Genomic DNA, 19,662 nt, shown 5'->3' with positions numbered 1-19,662 from the left:
CGGTTAATGAGTGATTGGTTGTATTGCTTCCAGTTGGTTGTTTTGTAACGAGGCTTAGGCATAGGGCTACGAGAGAGGGTGGAGGTAGCTGATCAGATCGTAGGTTCTTGATTTAGTACCATTGAATTACGCAACAAAGCCCATATTATGGGATATGTTGGGACTAACAATCAATTAAGAACCTTTAAAACATAAACTTACGGACACCAAAAGCCCACGGCAGGTGGGCTTTTTTACTTGTTCATAAGGAATGGATTCACAAACGCCTGGTAGATGATTAGAAATAAAACCACTCAAGCTTCGAATTGACACTCTTACTGATCTTCTGAGTATTTCTCAACATGTAAGTTCAAAAAGTGCATTCCAGCTGAACTTAGAACGTAATGTTTATCACCGCAAGGGTAGAGAAAGTTTCGATCTGCAAGATAATTTATGGCCTTTTCCCAAGTTTCGATTCCAAGCGCCTGTCGAATATCGTCATAGATGGTTTGCTCTGCAATCTCTTCTAGTGCAGTACGCCCGAGCCCAAGAACCGGCGTGGTTAGATCGTCTAGATCAAAACCTTTATCCACCCAGTAACGGGCAATAATTAATAACATTGCCTGAATTTTGGTGGCATTAGTGTCTGCGTCTTCTTCTGCTTCACTACGGCTGATATAGAAAAACTCCCCTTCTACATTGAAATTAAGAGTGAAGCCAATATGCAGATAAAGCTGCGTAAAGTGGTCAAGGTTATTGTAAAGCTCAGTATAGAGAACGCTTTCTATAAAACTTTGCTGGTAAAGGTCATAGCCCTGCTTGGTGATCACTTTACCACTGACGAAGGTAGCGTATATCTGTTGGCTTTTAATCATGTTGATTTGAGAAAATGGAGTCATTGTTGAGGTACTCGCTCTGTTCGAATTTTACGGTATAGATAAATAGTGTCGCTTCGGGCGATACGTTGGCGGAAATTAGTCATTTTAAGTATGTGTCCATCAAGCATCACGTCACTGCGTAATAGGAAATTGAGCCCTTCCAACAGATCAACAAAATGATAGTCAACCAGTTGATCTTTTAGGCGCCGATGCAGTGAAAGTGTAAGGTTTTGATATTCCGTCATTTTCATCTGTTTCACCAATTCAAAGATCTGCTCTGCGCGAGCGAGCCTTCGCTCAGTAGAATCATCTTTAATACTAACTAACTCCACATAGTGGCTCTGCTCTAGCAGACCTTTATCCGCGACTCGCGCATCTATATCACTCACTACGTTGTTGAGGTAGGCTTCTGAACTACTGATTCGAAGCACTTTGGGTCTTGCTTGCTGCATTAAGCCCATAAATGCCCCGTTATCACGGGCAAATTGTCCATCAATCTGGCTGCGCTTTAGGTTGTGCTTTGTTGCATCTAGCTCATTGACTAAATCACCAAATGCCGTTTCAATGGCATTAAACTGTTGAAGACGCTTCTTGGATCGGGCCAAAAACTGGTCTACCGATTGAGACACTTTGCTGATCTGTTTGTGAAAACTGTTAAAGCTTACTTCGTACCTTAGCATCGCAGTAGAACGTTGATGATCTTGATGGTGTTCAAACAGACTGCGCAAGCTTTGCAAGCACTCAAATAAGTTGGGGCCATCTTTCAGGCGGCTTTTTTCATCAAGAAACTGCCGAGTCGGTAAAATATGCCGTGATAAAAGAAGCGATATCTTTTCAATGGATTCTCGCTGCAACACAGAGAAGACTTGTGGGCTATCTGATTTTGCTGCTAGTTCACTAGCTTCACTCAGCTCTTGGTTAATCATCTGCATTTTAACTAAGTTCAAACGGATACTATTTAGCAGTTCACTTAGGCTGTGAAAGAGCTGGTCTATCAGCTCTTTAAAATCCAGGTTCTCATCGCAAAAAAGTAATGTACTTGCTTGAAGTTTGGTCAGTAGCAAACGTATCCCGCCGAGTTGGATTTTTAATGCCACGTCGGTTAAGTCTTGAAACAGACTGCGATCAAATAGCCTAAATACACCAATAACGGAACGTTCAAAGATTAGCCGGCTTTCACCACCAAATTCATCTTTATCAACCAAAATATGCGAAGCAAGTAAGTTCTCGGTCGAAAAAGCTGTCCGTAACTGTTTCTGTTTATCTCTACTTTGTCCTTGAATATAACGATGTAACCGAGCAATAAACGTCGCTTCACGTATATAAGGCTCACTCGTTTCATCCATTTCTCGGATGATGTCACGCATGATTGTGTGATGCTCAAGCATGATGGAAAAAGTCGGAATCGTTAGAAGCCGTTGCTCACTCATCAGCATCTCCAAACATATCAAGCTGCTCTCTATCCAATACACTACCTTGGGTAACAAAACTATCGGGCATACCAGTAAATGCAATGGTCCGTGCCGAACTGTAAGGCGTTGCAGTTCGCATAGCGTCTAACCGGAAGTGCTGCCCGAATTTAAAAATTATTTCGCTGGACGCTGAATTAGTAGAAGCGCTCAATACCCTAAAACCAGCTTTCTTCATATTAGGCAACAGCCAATCAAACTGAGAGCTATCAACAGAAGCACCTTCATCAATAATCAAAGGAAACTGAGTCGTACAAGCGCTATTTCTCAACCTTCCAAGTAGAATCTCAACAAGTTTGATGTTGATGAGCATAAGGGTCGAAGTGGATTGTGATTTGCTCTCCCAACCTGTTTGTCCCTGCTTTTTCACTCGATAAGCAATACCAGATACTATCTGCTCCATCGTTAATAAAGCTGCCTTTCCATCCGGGAAAAATTTCTTACTAAAGGCTTTAAGACGTTCAATAAATTGATTCGAAGCTTTTTGATCCGAATGGGTATCTAAGTGCTCTATTTCACCCACTAAATCACTAAATCTTGCTTCGACCTTAATCTTTGCCTCGACTTCCGCTAGATCATTAATCGTCACCCCCTCAAAAGAGCGATTAATACTCTGTTCAAACTGTAGGACCATTTCTCGATTGTTCTTTAACTCATTAATAATGGCGTGAACGGAATGTTTATGCTCAACAAAGTTTTTCCGTAGAATATCAAACTCTTCATCCAACCCTTGATAGCGAGACTTGAGCTGTTGGAATGCATGCTCTAGCAACTCGTCGTCTATGTGAGAACTCATTAGTTTATCATCGTTCTCAAGCACTTGAGTTCGTACAAAGCTTTGGACTCTTTCGACAATATCAATTTTAGCTTGTCGTTTATTTTGTACACTTTTAATACGAGCTATCAAGTTTTCTTGATTGAGCTCTAATTCATTATCGGGTAAAACTGAGAAATCAGTGGTCGGTAAAGTGTGAGCTTCAAGCTCTGCCTTAACTCGAATTTGATAGCTACCTAGTTTCGCTAGGTCTGAATTCATCTGGCCTACTTTAGTCTTTTGCATTTCAAATGCTTTCTTATCTTGAGCTAATACTAATTTCTGACTTTCAAGTTGACGTTTAAAGTTCTGTGCTTTGTTTTCTATTTGCTCAAGTTCTTCATTTACACTATGAAGCTGCTGTGCGTTGTTGCTAAAAGCCAGTAGCAATTCGATTTCCACCTTAGTTCGCTTAATTTCAGTTTCAAGCGCTGTGATGGCTTTAATTCGCTCAAATCGGCTTTCATTATCCATCGCACTAATTTCTGCTGCACGTCTTCGATTTTTATCAAGCTCTAATCGGACTTTATCTAGCCTGATTTGATCTGATTCTCGATTATCTACAGAAGTCGCTTCCAGCTTTACACCGAATAGGTCATAACCATGCTCATCAATTTCTACTAACTCAGCAAAAGATTCTATTGCTTGTCGCTCTGAAGAGGTCAGTTCACGCTCTGGGTTTGCCTCTGCTACAACAGAATTCATTGCAGCGAGTTTTAACCAGGTAGATTCTGATAACTGCTTAAATAGCTTAAATTCCTGCTTACTCACTGAAGCTTGGTAGCTACGTTCCATCACTTCAAACTTTGTTATCTCTTGATTAAGATCTTGTAGTTCAATCTGTCGCTGCTCAGCACTCTGTTTAAGTTCCAGCTCTTTTTCTTTGCTAGCTAAGTGCTCTCTATGACCTGATACAATCATTTCGAGGGATTCTGACTCATCGTATTGATTCACTACTAGCTGAGTTTTATTCACTAAACCATCTAACTTTGCCTGCTGACGAAGTAGAACCTTTCCCTCGCCTTCTAAACTTTTCTGTTCATTGGTTATATCGCCACAATTTTTGTTAGCTGAACGCACTTTACCTTCCATCAGGCTCAACTGAGCTTCTTCCAAAGCAAGTTCTTTACTTTCTTTACCAATACGATTTTGCGTCATCATGGCGTACTGCATTAACTCATCGTCAGCATTTCTATTTTTCGTTAGTTCTTGGTGGCTATCTGAAAGGACTTCAAAATCAGGCCTTAAACTTTCTATGCTTTTGAGCAGCTCTTCTCTACGTGCCAGTGACTCGTTATGCCCAATGAAGGCATCAATATCAAAGTTAAGCTCATCTTTACGCTCTTTTTTCTGCGACTCAATAATATTAGCGACTGCTAAACGGACGGTATCGGAGCCCGTTTTCATATCAAACAACAAACGAACTAATGCTCGAAAGGCATCTACATCAGTATCATTCGTCGTACTCAGTGGGAATAGGCAATAGCGCATTGCATCAATGTCTAACAACTGGTTCGCATAAATCACCTCTTTAATCGCTGCTGAGCGCATAAGAGTCTTATAATGCTTATCCTCTCGTTTGAGAAAGGATTGAATTTTGCTGACACTCAGATCTTCTACTCGCCCACCGATTCCATCCTCTCCAACACTTGGGTCCCAAAATAGGTGACGAATTTGTTCATAGCGTAAAGCGGTAAACATTCTGCGGTAATCCAGTTTATCTGAGTTTCCTCGATAGAGAATCTGACAATGAGGTAAGGGACCGCCTAAGTAGTTATTACACTCCAAAATCAGAAAGCTCGTACTACTTGGAAAATAATGCTCGAAGCTCTCATCGTTAGTGTAAAACTTACCCTCTTTATCTGAAAAACCAAACTTTCTGGCTGAGTCTTTGAAGTTTTCTTCAGGTAATAGAAATAACCTTATTGCATTGAGGATTGAGGTTTTACCAATATTCCCGCCACCAATGAGTATCCCTCCTTCTCGCAAGTCAATTTCGGCGATAGCAACCCCCGCGGAATCTACGATTACAAGACGAGATATACTTATCAAAAGATTATCGATTGCATTATTAAACATGAGTTAGTCCTGTGATAATTCTGGTAACAGAGCTTCTTGCTCTAAGAAAGCGCGAGTTTGGTTCATGAGATCTGCTTCAGTATTCAATTGAAGCTCACGAGCGAGCTGTATTGCTTTAACAAGGTGAGTATTATGTTTTGGCTTTAATTTAAATTTGTTTCTGAAGATGTCCCAATTATCTGGCGCTAACCAATCGCATTGGGGAAGCGAGGATTTGAGAGTTTTGTATATTTTTAAACCACCGAGTTCGACATCTTGAGCACAATAAATCACCTCATAACAGGAAAGGAACTTTCGATTCATGTGATGACATATTTGATTACCAGAACCAAAAATAATGTCACAATTATCAGCTAAGCCAGAGTGTCCGATAAATTCTAAAAATTCTTGGTAACGATAGAAATTCTCGATATTTTCTATAAGAACAGCCCTTTTCCCAATAAGCTTTCCTTCCGTTTTGAACCCATTAACATCAGAGACAACAACAAAAGGAACCTGAGATTTAATCAAATGATTTAAAACTAAGATATGGGAAAAATTACTTGGAAAGTCATGAGATCTCCCCATGTTAGACGCACTAACTCTATCGCTTGGATCTTCCTCATAAAGTGCGTTATGCCGATCTTCATTAACAATTACTAACTTATAGCCACCGCGAACACGTGTCGCGCTATAGATTTTACGCCACTCATTCACATCAGAATATGGTAAGCATTCGATAAAACGAACGAGGTTTATCGAGCCTCCCTGTGAAATTTTCTTGAGATATTGATTAAGTTTCATTTAAGTAAATCCAGTTTAATCATGTAGATAATGTCCAATATTCCACAAAACAATAAAGAGTATTGCGAACCAGGTCGATATATTGGCGAAGTTATCCCCCGTACCTGTTGACTACTATTTGCTCTAAAAATAATATGACGTCATTAGCTACGGGTAAATACTGAATACATATACACGTAGCATAACTAGGCAGGAGGTGCTCGATGAGTAAATGGCCAATTAGGTGGGATTTACTATCTCGTTATCGCATGATTGAGATTATTGCGTTGTGGGAAGGTCGATTGAATACGAGTCATCTTATTCAAAATTTTGGCATAGGAAGACAACAAGCTTCAAAAGACATAAAAACTTATCTAGCCGATATTGCTCCTGGCAACCTTATATACGACAAACAGCTAAAGGGTTATAAGCCCAGCAATTTCTTTAGCCCAAAACTTACACGTGGTCATGCTGACGAATACTTGCATGTTTTATCACGCACTGAAGATATGGCAGTTACTTTTGATGGTCTTGATATGGGCTTTGAAAATACAACAATGGTCCGCCCGGTGACGCGTAACATCGCACCTGAAATTTTACGACCATTAGCTCAGGCAATCAGAGAAAAAAAACGTGTCGATATAAGCTACACATCACTAACAAATGGTGAAGAAGTAGATAGGATAATTTCGCCACATACTCTGGTTTGCACCCCTCTACGTTGGCATGTTCGAGCTTATTGCGAGCACTCTGCTGACTATCGCGATTTTGTACTGAGTCGAATTAGGGGTATTCCTGACTTAAATGGTAAAGCAGCTTATGAAAAATCAAATGATATACGTTGGAGTACTAAACTTTCTATTGAATTAAAACCAGATCCTCGATTAACTAGTGCTCAAGCAGCAGTTGTTGCTAATGATTATGGTATGGAAAACCATTCTCTACAGATAAACACTAATGCCGCTTTAGCTCGCTACGTTATAGACGCATATAATATAGATATCAATGTGTTAGATTCAAACCCAAAAGGGCAACAGATCATCTTAGAAAACATTGAGGAACTAAGGCCATACTTAGTCTTCTAAGCCAATGGTAAACCTAAGGCAATGAATTATCGGTCCTTAAATAACTCGCCTCGATGATAACGAAGGTATGGTCTGTGATCCGGCATGATTCTAAATGCCATATCTTCCTTTAAACCGATCATATCCGGAGACTCCAAGTAGCTTGAAATAAGTACCTTTCCGTTATCATCAAAGGAGATAAAACCGAGATCAAACGCTTTATCTAGGTTGGCAAGAAGCAGCAAACCATTAAATCTATCTAATCGCTCTTCATTACTAGAATCTCGCCAGGGTTTAATGTGTGAAGCCAATAACAGCTGTGTATTTCGATACCCTGTAATGGCGCAACCTCCCCACATCTGAATCAGTTTAGATCTAAAGTGTCCCTGCCCTACTCTTGTATTAACCAAAATAGTCTTTTCAGTTTCGGACAAAGTTTTGTCAGTCATCACTTGTTTGATGTCTGCATTAACATCGACTTGAGATAGGTCAGCTAAAAACTTGTGGTAATGAGACAAAGCGGCGCTGTACATCCCCTTACCCCTAGAGTCACAAATTTGAAACTGTTCCAACTTTCTCGCTTTTTCTTCATAACCAACAAACTCACGATACGAATTGATATCAGTAAGCGGTGCTTCTAACTCACCAACATCCATCAACCAATTAGATATCGAGCCTCTTATGGCTCCAAGGTAGTTCTTCGCGGTTTTTTCAGATTTACCAATATCAATCAACCACTGATGATATAACGTCGCTAGATCAGATAGATTAGAAACTAAAGCATCCTTTAGTTCGTTAGAAACGATATAGCTTTTCATGTAGCTAAACAGCTCATCGTCAATATATGCGTGGGAGACCGCCTTTACTGAATAACGACTGGTTGACGTATTGTCATAACCGTCATTGAAGAAAAGGTGCCAAAAGCCTTCACTTCTCAAATGGAAGAAAGGGTTTTCTGGGGTATTTTTATCAGCCCCTTGAGCCAAGTTGTCAAAGTGATGAGTAAACCGTTCTTTAAGGGCTTGGTTAAGGCAAATTTTATTGGTCGAAATATGCCCGGCTTGAATTAGATCCATAACAGCCAGCAACATACAGACTTTATGAGGACTTTTTTTGCCACCAGCATTGTTCATTTTCAGGTTTTGAAAACGATCTAAGTAGTACTCTAATGCCATTATCGACCCTTGTTTTTGTTAGACCTTGCATGCTCTAACACTACGGTTTGCCAAGATATACCGGTTCTCTTCAATGAATCAGTGTCTTCGGCAACGTGACAGGCTGCCAGCCCTACAGCTTCACTTAACCTTTCTAATTGTTCGACTGAAACACTGTAAGCACTACGGCCATCATTAAAGCCGCCATGACGCAATGTGATCACTAGTTTTCCATTCTCGGAAAGCAGTTCAGACAATACAGCGATCGACTTTTTTCGAACCGCCGAATTTAGATGCATCCATACCGCTGAAAGTAAAATCAAATCGTAATGACTGCACAGCTCTCTAGCTTTGCTTAAAGCAGGCAGAGCATCGTCTAACCACTGAACTTGAGTCGAGGAGTTTAAGCTCCCTAACTGTCGAAGTTCGCTTGCTGGTTCAACGGCTACCACTGAGCAACCTTGTTCAACAAACCACCTCGTATCTCGGCCTGAGCCAGCACCGACATCAAGTACCCTTGTAGCACCGCAAGGCCAATACACATGCCACGCACGGTGGACATTTTCAAATTCCAAAGAATCATATTGCTTTGAAAGCTGGACCGCGTTTTCGTTGTAATAAGAAGTGTTTACCGACATAAGTCAACTCGTATATCAATCTCACTCGATAATATCTGGGTTGGTTGCATATGACGATTTAGCATTAGATAAGTATTAGTAATTGTGATGAAGATCGCCCGCTTTCGATTAATTAACGGCAACAAGGACAAAATAACAATTAGAGGTCGTAAGCTTAATTCTTAGAATCGTTCATCATGGAAAAATTGAACATTTAATAAAGATAGGAATTGCAGACACAAAAAAGCCCACACTAGGTGGGCTTTTTTGCTTGTTCATAAAGAACGAATTTGGTGCCCGCTACTGGACTCGAACCAGTGACACCTTGCATGTCATGCAAGTACTCTAACCAACTGAGCTAAGCGGGCAATGCTTTGAAACTTAACTAACCGCTTTACTAAGTGGCTAACGCTTCAGAACGAGATGGATAATAACGAGTGAATGGGTAGCGTGCAAGGATAAATTTGCACAAAACGGTTCGTTTGCTTTTAAAAACAACAATCAGAATAAATTTTAAACACAAAGCAGATCAATGGCTTGAAGTAGATCACATTTCGCCTCTAGTTCAATAGCTATATACCTCTGCCTGTTTCGTGTCTTACCCCTCTGATAAAGCATTTTAACTCAAGATATTAGTTAGAATCTTCATCCACATCGAATACCACGTTGTAGTTCTCTGTATACGTACAGTTTGGCTGACGGCTACAAGTGAAAAAGCGTCGGCCTTTGTAATCGCCTTGGCTGGCCAGTTTGATGATCATCGGGCTGCCGCACTTCTTACAGAATCGAACTTCTTTTGATGGCTCGATCAAATCGATGTGTGCTGCCAGTAACCTCTTCAAACGGCTCACTTGGTAGCTGTGTTTAATAGATGCACCAATCAGTGGCAAGCCTGCCGATTTACACACGTGGATCAGTAGCTTTTCTCGATCGGCCTTTCCCTTGTTGAGCTCCTTGCCGTTATCAAGTTCTATGATCACGCGGGGCTCTAACGTTCGCGGGTCGCACACAACAAAATCAAAGTAGCTACGTGAGATTTTGTTGTTGGCGATAAACCAATTCTTCTTGTTGTTCGCCTTAGCAGGAACAAGAACGTTCGACATGCTGACCTTGGCAAACACTTCGCCATGGTTGCCCACCGCGGATTTAAGTGCGTTATAAAATGTCGCCTGTTGCGCCGACATCAACGTCCCTTTTTTCTGGTAAGCATGATCTTTGGTGTCGTCATGCTTCACTAGATACTTTTGGATAAAGTAAAAGAACACAACCAGAACAATTACAACGATAAAGATATTAGTCATTTTCCAACACAATCACGTCTGTATAGGGATTAAGAGAGTGGCTAGCGTATGTAGAAAAGCCTCACGTGGCAAGCAAAAGAGCGAGAGTTGCCAACCAAAATCACGACCTTTGAATGCTGTAATCACCAAGAGGTCGCTCATACGCTAGACACACCTCTCCTATTTGCTAATCAAATCATCAATTACACTCTAGATTGATTCAGATCAATTTACCTAAATTTGTGATCAACTAGTCTGAAAAACGTTAGGCAAATGTTAATAAGGAAATTGATATGGAACTCAAACAAGACCCAAGATGTTATACGGACGTATGTGTAGACGGTAAATGGTTCCACTATGACCACTGCGGAACTCGAGCTTATATGTTAAAAGGCGGTGCTTCCGCGGTGATTGAACTTGCGAGAGAACCAGCTACAGAGGGGGAGCTGGTTGAAATGCTGCAAGGTGCCGCTAAATAACTCATTTAGAAAATGTTGATATAGATAAACTCGACATATCGCTAAGTAAACCCCACTTCTCACTCAAATTTTGATATTAGCGATCTCAGAGTGTTCCAGAAGCCATTCTTATCTCACGAAGATCAGAATGGCTTTTTGTTTACTGATTAGTGGTTAACTTTCAGCGATGATGACTTGATTCCTACCCGACTCTTTCGCTTGATATAATGCATCATCCGCGGCTTTGAGGTACTTCTTGTAAGTATCTTGATTGAGTTGCTCATGAGCAATACCAATCGACGCTCCTATCGATGTGGTGAGGTCCAAAGAGCCGGAGTGCGTATCAATGGGTGTTTCGGAAATAGCTAAACGGATAACGTTCAACTGTTGCTCAGGATCAATGGAACCAGACAGCAGCATAACAAACTCTTCACCACCCCAGCGAGCCACTACATCATTTGGGAATAAGTGCTGTTTTACTCGCCTTGCGACTTCCACTAAAACCTCATCACCAATATCATGGCCAAAGGTGTCATTAACGCGCTTAAAGTGGTCAAGATCTAGAATGACGAGACTGATCCCAAACCGTGAAGTATTAAATGGCATTGGCTGAGTTAACAACTGCTCTAGATAGCGTCGGTTGTATAAACCCGTTAGCGCACACGTTGTAGATTGAGTCACCAGCGCTTTATTTTTACTTTGAATGCTGCGAAGCCTAATCGCCAATAATACAGCACTAATGCTGACCATTATGATCAATGCCACCACGATTCTGTTTCTCAGTTGTTCCTTTTGAAGCAGTAACTCGTTGAGGTCTTTTTCTGTATTGAGTAATTCATTTTCGTTAGCAAGTGTCTGTTTTGCATAGTCTTGTTCTAGCAAGAAAATGTCACTCTGCCTTTTATCAAACAATAACGCTTTGTTGCCATGATAATATTGTTTGTAGTAACTCAGTGCAGTATCAAGGTCACCTTGAGATTCGTAATATTCAGCCAGTGTTTTTAAGCCTAGTACCTTCCAACTTCTGCTCCCAACCACGTCAAAGATTGCAAGTGCTCGTTCAAGATCATTCAATATGGCGTCATCTTGATCCAATCCAATGTTAGCTAACGCTCGGTTTAGGTAACACTGCCCGTTTTGAAGCGTGTACTTCTTAATATTCGGCGCTTGAAGACATTGATTAGCCACTTGTAATGCTTTGCTGAAATTGCCCTCTGATAGCAGTACATCACTGTAGGTTCTCAGTAATAAGATTTTGTATCGAGCACTGACTCTTTTGCTATCGAGTGCTTTTGCCTTCTCATAAGCAATTCGGCCATTAGTCACGTCACCACTGCTCAAATGCAGAAATGATTCGTTGATGTAAAGAATGCCAATCGCGTCATCTTCAAGTAAGCCACTTTTAAAGTAGAGCTTTTTTGCTTTCTCGATAATACGCAGGGCTTTAGGCCAATCCTCTAAATAGATATAGAGCAACGCCATGTTCGACATCAGCTTGCTGTTATAAATGTGCGTTGGATAGTGCTTGCCAAGTTGCAGCCCTTTATAGAAAAAGTACTGAGCGTCCTGCAAGTCGTTCCGCACGTTATTGATCGCCCCCGCGGTGTTATACGCTTTAACCAATAACTTATCGTAACGAATAGATTCAGCAATGCCTATCGCGGACCGAATTTCAATTTCAGCAATTGCAAGTTCGCCTTTCTTTAGATATTCAATCGCAGATTCAACCAATGATTCTGACTTCAACCACAACATACCTTCATGCTCAGACAACGCTTTTATTTGTTCTACGTAGGCCATCACGGCGTCGGCATCCCGTTGATGTTGAGCGACATTCGACAAAATCATAAGTCGATAAGCTTGGTATATTGCTTTGTCATTAACGCCATTGGGCGGCCGTAGCAGATCAAGCTGATGTTTTGCAACAGAGGGGTCACTGCGTGATAAACCGAGAATATGAATTAACTTTTTTCCATATTCAGTTTGAGAGAGTTCTTTTTCTGGGGTGTAGACAGAAGTGTTGTCGGCTTGAGGAGGGCTCAAGTCCACATCATTGAGCGGATACAGTAAATAAAGCCCGAGTACGGCACTCATTGTTACAACGAGTAGAAACGAACCTAAAACGTTGTTTTTATTCATGTATTAAGACCGTTACAAATTGAATGACCATATCACTGCTGTTTATCTATATTAGAAACTTATTATACCCGAGCCCTACACAGATTAAAATGTTGTCATCTCGACGAACTTAACAAGGTTATTCTCACTAATTAGAATAATCAGGCAACTTTCTTGATTTAACTCAGATAATCATCTACCTCATTGGCGTTATAGTAATTTTCCTGTTCCTACCTCCGCGGCTTCTTTAGAACAAGCGGAAGCATAATGAGAATTAACAATGACCCAAATTAATGAACAACGTCTTGTAGAACATTTCTGCAATCTAGTGAAAATTGATAGTGAATCTCGTAATGAAAAAGCGATCGCTGAAGCTTTGGCTGAACAACTTGGTGAACTAGGCTTTGAAGTTCACAAACTGGCTGTCCCTACAGAAGTGTCTAACGGTTTCAACATCTACGCTCGTCTAGATGGCACTCTTCCAGGCAGCACAGTATTCAGTTGCCACATGGACACAGTAACGCCAGGTATCGGCATTGAACCAATCATTGAAGACGGCATCATCCGTTCAAAAGGCAACACAATTCTCGGTGGCGACGACAAGTCTGGTATCGCAGCTATCATGGAAGCGGTTCGTTGCATCAAAGCTGAAGGCAAAGCGCACAAAACTATCGAGATTGCGTTCACTGTCTTCGAAGAAGGCGGTCTGTTCGGCTCTTTGAACTTCGATATGTCTTACATTCAATCTGAGCACGCTATCGTACTGGATACAGGCGGCCCAATTGGCACCATCGTAAACGCAGCTCCGGGTCAGCAGAAAATTGTTGCTAAGATCAAAGGCCGCCCTGCTCACGCTGGTTTAGCGCCAGAAGAAGGCATCAGCGCAATTCAAGTTGCTGCAGACGCTATCACTAAGATGAACCTACTTCGTATCGATGAAGAAACAACAGCAAACGTCGGTATTGTTGAAGGCGGTCAAGCGACAAACATCGTAATGCCAGAGCTTAAAGTAGTGGCTGAAGCACGCTCTCTAAACGGCGAAAAGCTAACGGCTCAAGTTGAGCACATGATCTCGACATTCCAAGAGAGTGCAAAACAGTTTGGCGCTGAAGTAGAAATCGAATCGACTCGTGCTTACGATGCATTCGTTATTGCAGACGATCACCCGCACATTCTTTCTATCAAATCAGCGTTTGAGAAGCTTGGCGTAACCGCAAACACTAAACGCACTGGCGGCGGTAGCGATGCGAACAACTTCAACGCGAAAGGTCTAACAACGGTTAACCTTTCTACTGGTATGGCAAAAGTTCACACCACAGAAGAGTACATTGCGGTGAAAGATATGGTCGCTATCACTGAGTTTGTTGTGGCTTACGTGACTCAATAGTCTTACTGGTTAACTAGCCAGTCTTATTTGTTAACTAGACAACCTTACTCGTTAATGAGATAGAAAATGCCATCTAGTTAATGTCAAAAAGCCGAGTTCACGTATGATCCGTGACTCGGCTTTTTTGTTGTCTGAGCTTAGCTAGAAGATTAAGCTTAAAAACCCCTACGCTTCCAGAATTGGCCTTCATCTTTTGCAACAAGGTCGAATGTCTTATCAGCAATGATGTTGCCTTTTAACTCCACGGTCATGCGCCACTTGCCTAGCTTGTTCGAGACTGGCGCCCAGATGGTGTCGCCTAAGTAGAAATCCCAGTCGTTGTTACCGACATGCTCTTCACCATCGAACGGTTCGAGCACTTCGCCTTTATCTGTGGTGATATCCGGGTGATAGATGCAGTAGCGGATCTTTTCACCTTTGGCTTTCTTGATATTCAAGATATAGCCAAATTCCACATCGATTTCGGCATCAACGGTAGTGGTGAACTCTTGGATTTTTGGAAGGTCTTTAGATTTTGAATCCCATGTGGAGTAGATACCATAGGAGGTCATGTCGACCACAACTGAGCGCTTTGCCATTTCAATCGTTACCTTGAAGTTGTTCTATTCATTTAATTCTATTTGCCATTCAGCCAAGCTGGATAAGCACGAGGCTATTCTTGCCAATCTTTTGCCATGCGCTTAATCACAGACGGTTCGATGTCGTGAATACTGCCATATTGCTCTCGGCATACCTCGATGATCAATTCTGCTTTGTATTTTCTTGCAAGTTGACGGTAAGCCTTCATTTCCCAATGCTTAATAAAGGTATTCGAAACAACAACATCCAACCCTTGCTTCAAGCCATTCTCTGCAGTGTTCTGACACCACTCATGAGCTTGCTGTAGCTGCCTAGGATCAAAATGGTAGTCACCTTGCTCATTCACGTAATACATATCGGCTTCGACATGCAACGCATCGTAGGTTTTTGCTTTTGTTGACTTGCCAGAACCGGGCAATCCTCGAATGAGTATTAACTTCATCTGTCACTTTACAGGCTAATTCGAAAACATGAGTTTATCGTAAATGCTAACCGCTTGCTCTGATAACTGCCTAGTTCTACATAACAGAACCAAGCACTTATGCCTTACTCGGGTAGTCGTTAAACATTATAAGACGCCCTCGACGTCGGAAGGTGGCTTCTGATAGAAAACACAAATAATTTACATCTATCCATTTTGGATATCGACAAGCGTATCAAACTACTATAGATTTAGATGTATAGACGTCTACATATCTAGCTTAGGGAGAAAGCTTTGCCTATTCGCATTCCAGACCAATTGCCAGCATCTGATGTTCTTCGTGAAGAAAACATCTTCGTGATGCCGTTATCAAGAGCATCGACACAGGAAATTCGTCCACTTCGAGTCTTGATCCTCAACCTAATGCCGAAGAAGATTGAAACTGAAACTCAATTCTTACGCCTACTATCGAACAGCCCATTGCAAGTGGATGTAGAGCTGCTGCGCATTGATGACCGACCAAGCAAAAACACACCGACTGAACACCTTGATAACTTCTACCGCCAATTTGAAATGGTCAAAGGGAGAAACTTTGATGGATTGATCATTACTGGTGCACCGCTTGGCTTGGTTCAATTTGAAGATGTTATCTACTGGGATCACCTAAAAACCATCATGGAATGGGCAAACAAGCACGTGACCTCAACCTTGTATGTGTGTTGGGCGGCTCAGGCGGGTTTGAAATTACTGTATGATTTGCCAAAGCGCACTCGTAAAGAGAAGCTTTCTGGTGTTTATAATCACGAGATTCATCACCCTTATCACCCGCTTCTGCGTGGCTTTGACGATACCTTCTTAGCACCGCACTCTCGCTATGCAGATTTCTCTCAGGAATACTTAGCCGAGCATACCGACCTTGATGTTCTTGCGACTTCTGATGTGGCTGGCGTATATCTGGCGGCGACCAAAGATAAGCGAAACGTGTTTGTAACGGGTCACCCTGAATACGATGCGCATACATTACACGGTGAGTACGTTCGTGATTTAGGCGAAGGCATGGAACCCGTGATTCCAATCAACTACTACCCGAACAACAATCCAGATAATAAGCCTGTCGCAAGTTGGCGTAGTCATGGGCACTTGTTATTCTCAAACTGGTTGAACTACTGCGTTTACCAACAAACGCCTTACGATTTGGATCACTTCAGCGAAGACAACTTTACCAAAGACGATTAAGTTGTTTCTTCCGATTCACAAACACATAAAGCCGTGTTCAGTAGGTTGTTGATAAAACGCCAAATTGGACGCGGTTTTTTTATGGTGTTTGAGTCGCATTCCATAATAGATTTACCACTTCAATGGGTTTGATTTCATATGATGGGTTGGTGTTCATAAGGAGCTTCACATGCCCGCCAAGTCGTTATTATCTAAACCTATTTCATTATCCCGCCCTCTTTCGTTATCGAGTCTGATACTACTCGCCTCTCTTTCGTTGGTCGGTTGCGTTTCTGTCACTGAAGGACCGCCAAAGATTGAAAGTGACCCTATTGCGATGTCTGAATCTCGTATTGAATTAGGTTTGGGTTATATGGGGCAAGGGAATATGGTGAGAGCACGTGAGAACCTAGAACTCGCCATCAAACACGCACCTAGCTACTATCGAGCTCGCCTTTCCATTGCGCACTATTACGAACAAGTTGGGGAAGTTGACGAAGCAAGAGATGCCTATAAAAAAGCGCTGAGGTTAGACGCAAGAAACGGCAACGTATTGAACAACTACGGTACATTCTTGTGTAAACAGGGCGAATACGAGCAAGCCGATAAATACTTTAACCGTGCCATCGACCAACCCTATTATTATCTCGTCTCTGCCAGTTATGAAAATGCGGCATTCTGCGCGTTTAAAGCCGGAGAGGTCGAGCAAGCAAAATACTACTTCTCTCGTGCGATTGACCACGACCCAAATCGAGCTAGATCCGTATTACAGCTTTCTAAAATTGAGGTCAGTGAGGCTGAATACAATGACGCTAGGCTCCGCTTATTCAAATTCCACCAACGTTATGGCTATCAAATTCCATCGCTTCAAATCTTGGTCGAACTCGAAAAGAAAGCGGGTAACCGTGCACTTCAACAGAAATACCAAAGTAAATTAGACGAACTGCTCTCCGTTTAAGGCTAACTGAGCTTAGAGTCGTTGCGATAAATATAAAAACGGGCTTGTTGCGTTAACAACAAGCCCGTTCGTATTTTCAGCTTAATATCTTAACTAAGTACAGTCTGTTATTTAAGCGCAATCCACTCTTGTCTTTGTTCGTCGTCCATAAAGGTCCATGCGATAAAGCGACTCACCTTCTGGCCTTGTGACATCTCAACCACTTTAACTTGTTTAGCTCTCAGCTTGCCAAGCTCTGAACGAACCATATCAACGTTGTCTTTCTTAGAAATCAATGTCGTAAACCACAATACTTGAGTAGCAAAAAGCTGGCTCTCTCTCGCCATCTTCATAATGAAAGCCGCTTCACCACCCGGACACCAAAGTTCAGATTTTTGGCCACCAAAGTTTAAGGTTGGTTTATCTTGCTTAGTTGGTTTATTTTGCGTAGTTGATTTATCTAACTTAGCTAGCGTCTTATTCGTTTCTGGCTTGAATGACTTACCCGATTTCTTAGCTCGGTTTGCTGCTAGGTTATCCAGTTTACGTTGTGATCCCTTTTCCGCCTCTTCTAGAGAGCTATGGAATGGAGGGTTACAAATTGTGACATCGTAACGTTCATTATCCTTAATCACGCCCTTAAAGATAGATTCTGAGTCGGCTTGCAGGCGAGCTCGGATCTTACCTTTTAGATTAGGGTTACTTTCCGCAATGAAGTTCGCTGTTTTGATGGAGACTGAATCGACATCAGTACCTGTCCAGCGCCACTTATACTCTGTCGCACCAATGATTGGATAAATACAGTTTGCACCAACACCGATATCTAATGCTTTCACAGAAGCATGATTGTAAGGTTCACCTTGGCCATCGCTATTAAGGATGTCTGCCACTCTATGAATGTAGTCTGCACGACCAGGAATTGGCGGGCACAAGTAGCCAGCAGGAATATCCCAATGCTTAACGCCATAGTGATGCGCCAGTAAAGCCTTGTTAAGTAGCTTAACGGCTAATGGATCAGAGAAATTAATGGTGTCTTCGCCCACCGGGTTCTTGATCAGATGTTCTTTTAGCTCAGGCAATGCTGCAACCAATAACTCGAAGTCATAGCGACCTGTATGTTGATTTCTTGGGTGTAATCCACCTTGAGGCTTTTCAGTCGAGCGTCTTTTCTGGGCTGCGTTTTTGTTAAAAGCAGTTTTATTGAAAGAACCCTTATTCGATGACCCTTTATTCGCACCCGGTTTACCTTTGCTATCTTTTGCAAAAGGTCGCTTTGCTTTGTTGTTGTCAGCACCTTTGGGAGCACTGTTTTTGCGGTCTGATGTGTTCTTTGTAGAAATACGCTTGTCGCTGCTTGGCTTGCCTGCATTTGGCTTAATATCACCGTGCTTACGGTTACCTTGTTCAGCTTGGTTGTCTTTTGTTTTTGTTGATGAGGTACTGTTTTTCGACAGGCTTAGCGTAGTTCTATTTTGTGATTGGCTCATTGGGCTACTTCTTTAAGTCTAAATACATCATGAATAAACGGGCATCTAACTCAAGTTGATGATATTCCGGCTCCATGTGACAGCATAGTTGGTAAAAGGCTTTGTCGTGTTCTTTCTCTTTGATGTGCGCCAGTTCATGCACCACCAGCATTCTCAGCAAAGGTTCTGGTGCATTTTTAAAAACACTGGCGATACGAATCTCGTTCTTCGATTTGATCTTTCCACCGTGATTCTTCGCGACGTAAGAGTGCAGACCTAATGCATTATTAATTAGGTGTATCTTGCCGTCGTAAATCACTTTACTGATCGGTGGCGTTTTTTTCATGTAGCGATTTTTAATCTCAATCGCATAGTCAAACAGGGCTTTCTCGCTTTTGATTTCATGATTCTTTGGGTAGCGAGCTTCAAACCACGGCACCAATTTGCCCGATTCAACAAGTTGAGTTACCGGGTCGAGAATGTGCTTCGGGTAGCCTTGAATATAGCGTAAAGAAGGATGCATGCTGAAAGACCGTACAAGTTACACCACAACAATCTGCTGTAGTCTTGAAAATTGAGCCGCATAGTGTAACTGATCACACTTTTCTAATCACCTAGGATTCGTTACACTTTAGCGAGATTCACCAAGAGCTACACTCAAAAAGAGATTGTAAAAATGAAACGTGTTGTATTGTACGTCGCAGACAAATGCCCGCACTGTAAAGATGCACAACGCTATTTGGATTCGAAGAAAATTGAATATCGCCTAACGAATGCAAAAATGCAGCGTGGCCGTAAAGAATTACAGGCGATGGGTGCTCGCTCTATCCCTGTGCTGAAAATCGGTGACCAAGTGATGGTCGGCTGGAATCAGAAGAACTTCGATAAGATGTATAACTCAAAGAACACCTAACGTGTTCTGAGCCAGTCATACTTCTATACAACAAAGCCCGAATATCCAATCTAGGATGTTCGGGCTTTGTTT

Annotated in this window: 18 protein-coding genes and 1 tRNA gene; 6 read left to right on the top strand and 13 right to left on the bottom strand. The window is 41.9% G+C overall.

All coding sequences use genetic code 11. From position 1 onward, the window contains the following. Positions 1-314 precede the first annotated feature (314 nt). The 4 genes from H5300_RS10455 to H5300_RS10440 are packed head-to-tail and all read right to left on the bottom strand — an operon-like array spanning position 315 to position 6,002. Positions 315-878, bottom strand: a complete 564-nt coding sequence (locus H5300_RS10455; protein ID WP_017078033.1) for a condensin complex protein MksE — start codon at positions 876-878, stop codon at positions 315-317. Beyond that, positions 875-2,287 (bottom strand): hypothetical protein, encoded by a 1,413-nt coding sequence (locus H5300_RS10450; RefSeq protein WP_182795938.1) that lies wholly within the window; start codon positions 2,285-2,287, stop codon positions 875-877. The genes H5300_RS10455 and H5300_RS10450 overlap by 4 nt, the downstream gene beginning before the upstream one ends. After that, positions 2,280-5,219: a hypothetical protein gene (locus H5300_RS10445; RefSeq protein ID WP_182795937.1), complete on the bottom strand. Its 2,940-nt coding sequence runs from the start codon at positions 5,217-5,219 to the stop codon at positions 2,280-2,282. Before H5300_RS10445 ends, H5300_RS10450 begins: the two co-directional genes overlap by 8 nt. A gap of 3 nt (positions 5,220-5,222) precedes the next feature. After that, a complete protein-coding gene (locus H5300_RS10440) occupies positions 5,223-6,002 on the bottom strand; it encodes a Wadjet anti-phage system protein JetD domain-containing protein (protein WP_017078030.1) in 780 nt (259 codons plus the stop codon). Between the two features lie 203 nt (positions 6,003-6,205). On the opposite strand from H5300_RS10440, the gene H5300_RS10435 reads away from it, so the two are divergent. Next, a complete protein-coding gene (locus H5300_RS10435) occupies positions 6,206-7,066 on the top strand; it encodes a YafY family protein (protein ID WP_182795936.1) in 861 nt (286 codons plus the stop codon). A 26-nt stretch (positions 7,067-7,092) separates the two neighbouring features. Here the strand turns inward: H5300_RS10435 and H5300_RS10430 are convergent, their stop codons facing one another. The 4 genes from H5300_RS10430 to H5300_RS10415 all read right to left on the bottom strand — a co-directional run bounded on the left by H5300_RS10430 (position 7,093) and on the right by H5300_RS10415 (position 10,117). Further along, a complete protein-coding gene (locus H5300_RS10430) occupies positions 7,093-8,220 on the bottom strand; it encodes an HNH endonuclease (protein ID WP_182795935.1) in 1,128 nt (375 codons plus the stop codon). Continuing rightward, the gene (locus tag H5300_RS10425) at positions 8,220-8,837 is read right to left on the bottom strand and encodes a bifunctional 2-polyprenyl-6-hydroxyphenol methylase/3-demethylubiquinol 3-O-methyltransferase UbiG (RefSeq protein ID WP_017078028.1); all 618 of its coding nucleotides are present in this window, start codon (positions 8,835-8,837) and stop codon (positions 8,220-8,222) included. The genes H5300_RS10430 and H5300_RS10425 overlap by 1 nt, the downstream gene beginning before the upstream one ends. 270 nt (positions 8,838-9,107) lie before the next feature. Then, positions 9,108-9,184: transfer RNA gene (locus tag H5300_RS10420), tRNA-Val, on the bottom strand. Between the two features lie 264 nt (positions 9,185-9,448). Further along, the gene (locus tag H5300_RS10415) at positions 9,449-10,117 is read right to left on the bottom strand and encodes a DUF2726 domain-containing protein (protein ID WP_102556137.1); all 669 of its coding nucleotides are present in this window, start codon (positions 10,115-10,117) and stop codon (positions 9,449-9,451) included. A 272-nt stretch (positions 10,118-10,389) separates the two neighbouring features. Between H5300_RS10415 and H5300_RS10410 the strand changes: the two genes are divergently transcribed. Further along, positions 10,390-10,575 carry a hypothetical protein gene (locus tag H5300_RS10410; protein ID WP_004734943.1) on the top strand — a complete coding sequence of 62 codons (186 nt, stop codon included), beginning with the start codon at positions 10,390-10,392 and terminating at the stop codon, positions 10,573-10,575. A 153-nt stretch (positions 10,576-10,728) separates the two neighbouring features. On the opposite strand, the gene H5300_RS10405 is transcribed toward H5300_RS10410, so the two are convergent. Beyond that, positions 10,729-12,693: a GGDEF domain-containing protein gene (locus H5300_RS10405; protein ID WP_182795934.1), complete on the bottom strand. Its 1,965-nt coding sequence runs from the start codon at positions 12,691-12,693 to the stop codon at positions 10,729-10,731. 259 nt (positions 12,694-12,952) lie between these two features. Between H5300_RS10405 and H5300_RS10400 the strand changes: the two genes are divergently transcribed. Next, positions 12,953-14,059, top strand: coding sequence for a M20/M25/M40 family metallo-hydrolase (locus H5300_RS10400; protein WP_061024866.1), 1,107 nt, complete (start codon positions 12,953-12,955; stop codon positions 14,057-14,059). A gap of 155 nt (positions 14,060-14,214) precedes the next feature. Here H5300_RS10400 and H5300_RS10395 read toward each other — a convergent pair whose 3' ends face one another. Together H5300_RS10395 and H5300_RS10390 are read right to left on the bottom strand one after the other, a co-directional pair. Beyond that, the gene (locus H5300_RS10395; RefSeq protein ID WP_009846913.1) at positions 14,215-14,637 is read right to left on the bottom strand and encodes a DUF3859 domain-containing protein; all 423 of its coding nucleotides are present in this window, start codon (positions 14,635-14,637) and stop codon (positions 14,215-14,217) included. A 74-nt stretch (positions 14,638-14,711) separates the two neighbouring features. Then, positions 14,712-15,080 (bottom strand): ATP-binding protein, encoded by a 369-nt coding sequence (locus tag H5300_RS10390; protein ID WP_145568296.1) that lies wholly within the window; start codon positions 15,078-15,080, stop codon positions 14,712-14,714. Between the two features lie 273 nt (positions 15,081-15,353). Here H5300_RS10390 and metA point away from each other — a divergent pair, with 273 nt between their 5' ends. Next, on the top strand, positions 15,354-16,295 hold the full coding sequence (metA, locus tag H5300_RS10385) for a homoserine O-succinyltransferase (protein ID WP_004734938.1): 942 nt from the start codon (positions 15,354-15,356) through the stop codon (positions 16,293-16,295). A gap of 169 nt (positions 16,296-16,464) precedes the next feature. Further along, entirely contained in the window at positions 16,465-17,232 is a 768-nt protein-coding gene (gene pilW, locus H5300_RS10380; RefSeq protein WP_017080657.1) for a type IV pilus biogenesis/stability protein PilW, read from the top strand. A gap of 107 nt (positions 17,233-17,339) precedes the next feature. On the opposite strand, the gene rlmF is transcribed toward pilW, so the two are convergent. After that, positions 17,340-18,698, bottom strand: coding sequence for a 23S rRNA (adenine(1618)-N(6))-methyltransferase RlmF (gene rlmF / locus H5300_RS10375; RefSeq protein ID WP_182795933.1), 1,359 nt, complete (start codon positions 18,696-18,698; stop codon positions 17,340-17,342). Positions 18,699-18,702: 4 nt separating this feature from the next. Further along, positions 18,703-19,200 carry a YgjP-like metallopeptidase domain-containing protein gene (locus H5300_RS10370; RefSeq protein ID WP_004734935.1) on the bottom strand — a complete coding sequence of 166 codons (498 nt, stop codon included), beginning with the start codon at positions 19,198-19,200 and terminating at the stop codon, positions 18,703-18,705. Between the two features lie 153 nt (positions 19,201-19,353). Between H5300_RS10370 and H5300_RS10365 the strand changes: the two genes are divergently transcribed. Continuing rightward, entirely contained in the window at positions 19,354-19,590 is a 237-nt protein-coding gene (locus H5300_RS10365; protein WP_004734934.1) for a glutaredoxin family protein, read from the top strand. Positions 19,591-19,662: the final 72 nt, after the last annotated feature.

Origin of the sequence: Vibrio sp. SG41-7 (genome assembly GCF_014164465.1) — a bacterium.
Lineage (GTDB): Bacteria > Pseudomonadota > Gammaproteobacteria > Enterobacterales > Vibrionaceae > Vibrio > Vibrio splendidus.
The sequence above is the reverse complement of the archived record's forward strand: the minus strand, read 5'-3'. Positions and strand labels throughout refer to the sequence as shown.

Excerpts from the sequence above, each read along its gene's own strand:
- H5300_RS10400 (WP_061024866.1), top strand. The coding sequence starts at position 12,953 with ATGACCCAAATTAATGAACAACGTCTTGTAGAACATTTCTGCAATCTA.
- H5300_RS10455 (WP_017078033.1), bottom strand. The coding sequence starts at position 878 with ATGACTCCATTTTCTCAAATCAACATGATTAAAAGCCAACAGATATAC.
- H5300_RS10395 (WP_009846913.1), bottom strand. The coding sequence starts at position 14,637 with ATGGCAAAGCGCTCAGTTGTGGTCGACATGACCTCCTATGGTATCTAC.
- H5300_RS10430 (WP_182795935.1), bottom strand. The coding sequence starts at position 8,220 with ATGGCATTAGAGTACTACTTAGATCGTTTTCAAAACCTGAAAATGAAC.
- H5300_RS10415 (WP_102556137.1), bottom strand. The coding sequence starts at position 10,117 with ATGACTAATATCTTTATCGTTGTAATTGTTCTGGTTGTGTTCTTTTAC.
- pilW (WP_017080657.1), top strand. The coding sequence starts at position 16,465 with ATGCCCGCCAAGTCGTTATTATCTAAACCTATTTCATTATCCCGCCCT.
- H5300_RS10390 (WP_145568296.1), bottom strand. The coding sequence starts at position 15,080 with ATGAAGTTAATACTCATTCGAGGATTGCCCGGTTCTGGCAAGTCAACA.
- H5300_RS10365 (WP_004734934.1), top strand. The coding sequence starts at position 19,354 with ATGAAACGTGTTGTATTGTACGTCGCAGACAAATGCCCGCACTGTAAA.
- H5300_RS10445 (WP_182795937.1), bottom strand. The coding sequence starts at position 5,219 with ATGTTTAATAATGCAATCGATAATCTTTTGATAAGTATATCTCGTCTT.
- H5300_RS10425 (WP_017078028.1), bottom strand. The coding sequence starts at position 8,837 with ATGTCGGTAAACACTTCTTATTACAACGAAAACGCGGTCCAGCTTTCA.
- rlmF (WP_182795933.1), bottom strand. The coding sequence starts at position 18,698 with ATGAGCCAATCACAAAATAGAACTACGCTAAGCCTGTCGAAAAACAGT.
- H5300_RS10450 (WP_182795938.1), bottom strand. The coding sequence starts at position 2,287 with ATGAGTGAGCAACGGCTTCTAACGATTCCGACTTTTTCCATCATGCTT.
- H5300_RS10405 (WP_182795934.1), bottom strand. The coding sequence starts at position 12,693 with ATGAATAAAAACAACGTTTTAGGTTCGTTTCTACTCGTTGTAACAATG.
- H5300_RS10435 (WP_182795936.1), top strand. The coding sequence starts at position 6,206 with ATGAGTAAATGGCCAATTAGGTGGGATTTACTATCTCGTTATCGCATG.
- H5300_RS10370 (WP_004734935.1), bottom strand. The coding sequence starts at position 19,200 with ATGCATCCTTCTTTACGCTATATTCAAGGCTACCCGAAGCACATTCTC.
- H5300_RS10410 (WP_004734943.1), top strand. The coding sequence starts at position 10,390 with ATGGAACTCAAACAAGACCCAAGATGTTATACGGACGTATGTGTAGAC.
- H5300_RS10440 (WP_017078030.1), bottom strand. The coding sequence starts at position 6,002 with ATGAAACTTAATCAATATCTCAAGAAAATTTCACAGGGAGGCTCGATA.